This is a genomic window from Culturomica sp. (assembly GCF_003524185.1).
Taxonomy (GTDB): Bacteria; Bacteroidota; Bacteroidia; order Bacteroidales; family Marinifilaceae; genus Culturomica; species Culturomica massiliensis.
Map to the genome: position 1 here is coordinate 1 of NZ_DOED01000032.1, position 2,485 is coordinate 2,485.

2 protein-coding genes are annotated in these 2,485 nt (G+C 40.6%); both read left to right on the plus strand.

The genetic code is table 11. The annotated features are described in order from the left end of the window. Nucleotides 1-307: 307 nt before the first annotated feature. Entirely contained in the window at nt 308-1,768 is a 1,461-nt protein-coding gene (locus DD657_RS11050) for a sulfatase family protein (RefSeq protein WP_287049872.1), read from the plus strand. Nucleotides 1,769-1,813: 45 nt separating this feature from the next. After that, nucleotides 1,814-2,401, plus strand: a complete 588-nt coding sequence (locus DD657_RS11055; RefSeq protein WP_021989164.1) for an RNA polymerase sigma factor — start codon at nt 1,814-1,816, stop codon at nt 2,399-2,401. Nucleotides 2,402-2,485: the final 84 nt, after the last annotated feature.

Sequence of the window (2,485 nt, forward strand, 5' to 3'; positions counted from 1 at the left end):
AGTTACGCCACTCTGGGTTGCGGTCTGATGTACCGCGGAGCAGAAGTGAACTTTGCTTACTGGCTGGCAGGCAGTGATTCACCGGTGAAGGGAACGTTCTGTCTCTCTGCCGGATGGAATTTTTAAACGTATGCGTATATTGAGAATGATTCTAAATAATGGAATGTAGTCTCTGAATAATATATTTCTTAAATCTCTTTGTTAAAAAGGCTTTAACGCTGTGATTCAGTTGTTAGAGCCTTTCTTTTTTATGTTTGTTCGTTTCATTATGTTTTGTCTGTATCTGTTTTTGTTTAAATTTGCAAACATGAGAAGTACAAAATATTATTTCATTTTTTCTTGGATAGCTTCTTTTTTCTGGCCTTTTCAATCTTGTGCAAAGAAGTCTCAAGAACATCCGAACCTTGTTTTTATTATGGCTGATCAATGGCGGGGAACTGCTTTGGGATATTTGGATGTGGAGCCGGTAATCACTCCGAATTTGGATCGTTTGGCGGCTGAGGGAGTTGCTTTTGAGAATGCAGTCAGTAGTTATCCGGTTTCTTCGCCGGCCCGGGGAATGTTGATGACCGGACAATACCCTGTTTCCAGTAAAGTTACCGGTAATTGTAATTCAGAGAATGCGCCTTATGGGGTAGAATTGCCGGTAGAGGCCAGGTGTTGGTCGGATGTATTGAAAGATCAGGGATATTCATTGGGATATATTGGAAAATGGCATTTGGATGCGCCTTATTTCCCTTATGTGGATACCTATAATAACAGAGGAAAGGTTGCCTGGAACGAATGGTGTCCGAAAGAACGCCGGCATGGATTTGATTATTGGATTGCTTATGGCACTTACGATAATCATTTAAAACCGATGTATTGGAACCGGGATGCCAGCCGGGATGATTTTTATTATGTGAACCAGTGGGGACCGGAATATGAAACGGACAGAGCTATCGAATATTTGAGGAATAAAGACGGATGTAGGGAAGAAGGGCGGCCTTTTGCCTTGGTGGTGTCTATAAATCCGCCGCATACAGGGTATGAGTTGGTACCGGAAAAATACAAAACATTATATAAAGATCTGGATATTGAAAAATGGTGTCAGCGTCCGGACATTCCGAAAAAAGGCAATTCCAACGGTGATTTTTATCGGAATTCCGTGAAGGATTACTATGCCTGTATGACCGGAGTAGATGAACAAATCGGCCGGATTGTAGAGACATTGAAGCAGGAAGGTCTGTGGGAAAATACAATTGTTGTATTTACTTCCGATCACGGTGACTGTATGGGCATGCACGGTGTCATCGGCAAGGATATCTATTATGAAGAGGCGATGCGTATACCGATGATTGTGACATGGCCTGCAAGGATTAAACCACGTCGGGATGCTGATTCCCGTATTGCTTTGGCCGATCTGTATCCTACTTTATTGTCGTTGATGGGATATAAATCGGTTATTCCTTTGCAGGTAGAAACATTCGATTTATCGGAACGAATTATTTCCGGTAATGGGTTCCAGCCGGATTTTCAGCCTTACTATCGAATCGAGCCTGCGCGGAGTACGAACGGTTGGCGAGGATTGCGGGGTAAACGGTATACTTTTGCAATAAAGGTTGAAAACGGAACAATAACAGAAACGGTGCTTTTCGACCGGAGTGATGATCCGTATGAATTGAAGAATATTGTTACGGAAAATCCCGATTTGGAACTTAAATTTAAGAAATTGCTGCGAAAATGGTTGGATCGGACAAATGATTCTTTTGCCATGTTTTTGGATTGACGGCGTTATACTATATTACTTTTGAATTTCTAAAATGAGCACTTGATGAGCAATGATTCTGTACTTTTTTCTCAAATTCAGGGAGGGGACCGGGAGGCATTCAAATGTGTTTTTGACAAATACATGGATCGGTTGTATTTTTATGCACTGGGAGTTGTTAAGGAAAAAGAAGTAGCTGAAGATATTGTACAGGATGTTTTTTTGTATTTGTGGCATAATGCCCGGAAAATCGATCTGAACGGTTTATTAGTAAGGTATTTGTTGAAGGCCGTCAAGAATGCCTGTATCAATTATAAGCTGCGTCTCGAAGTGGAGAGGGAATATCAACGGAAATTTTTGCAGACGAAAAGTGATGAGGAAGAAGTTTACTCGGAAGAACGTCTTGAATTGTTGCGTTCGAGGCTGATCGAATTATTGGAGCAATTACCTCCCAAATGTAAGGAAATATTTGTATTGGGGTGTGTAGAAGGTCTGAAATATAAAGAAATTGCCGAGCAGTTAGGTATATCGGTAAATACTGTGAAGACCCAAATCAAATATGCTTATAAAAAGTTAAGGACGGATGCCTGCGATTTAGAGCCGGATTTCCTTTTATGGGTTTTATTGTTCGGTTTTTCCGAAATTTTCGAATAGAATTTTTTTATTTTTTTCACCCTTTTTTGCTTTAAACTTGCCTTATTTAAGACAAACGGGTTTTGTCTCAAGAAAACGACCGTT

What these genes read in the sequence shown, in the direction of transcription:
- DD657_RS11050 (WP_287049872.1), top strand. Translation starts at nt 308, where the DNA reads ATGAGAAGTACAAAATATTATTTCATTTTTTCTTGGATAGCTTCTTTT.
- DD657_RS11055 (WP_021989164.1), top strand. Translation starts at nt 1,814, where the DNA reads ATGAGCAATGATTCTGTACTTTTTTCTCAAATTCAGGGAGGGGACCGG.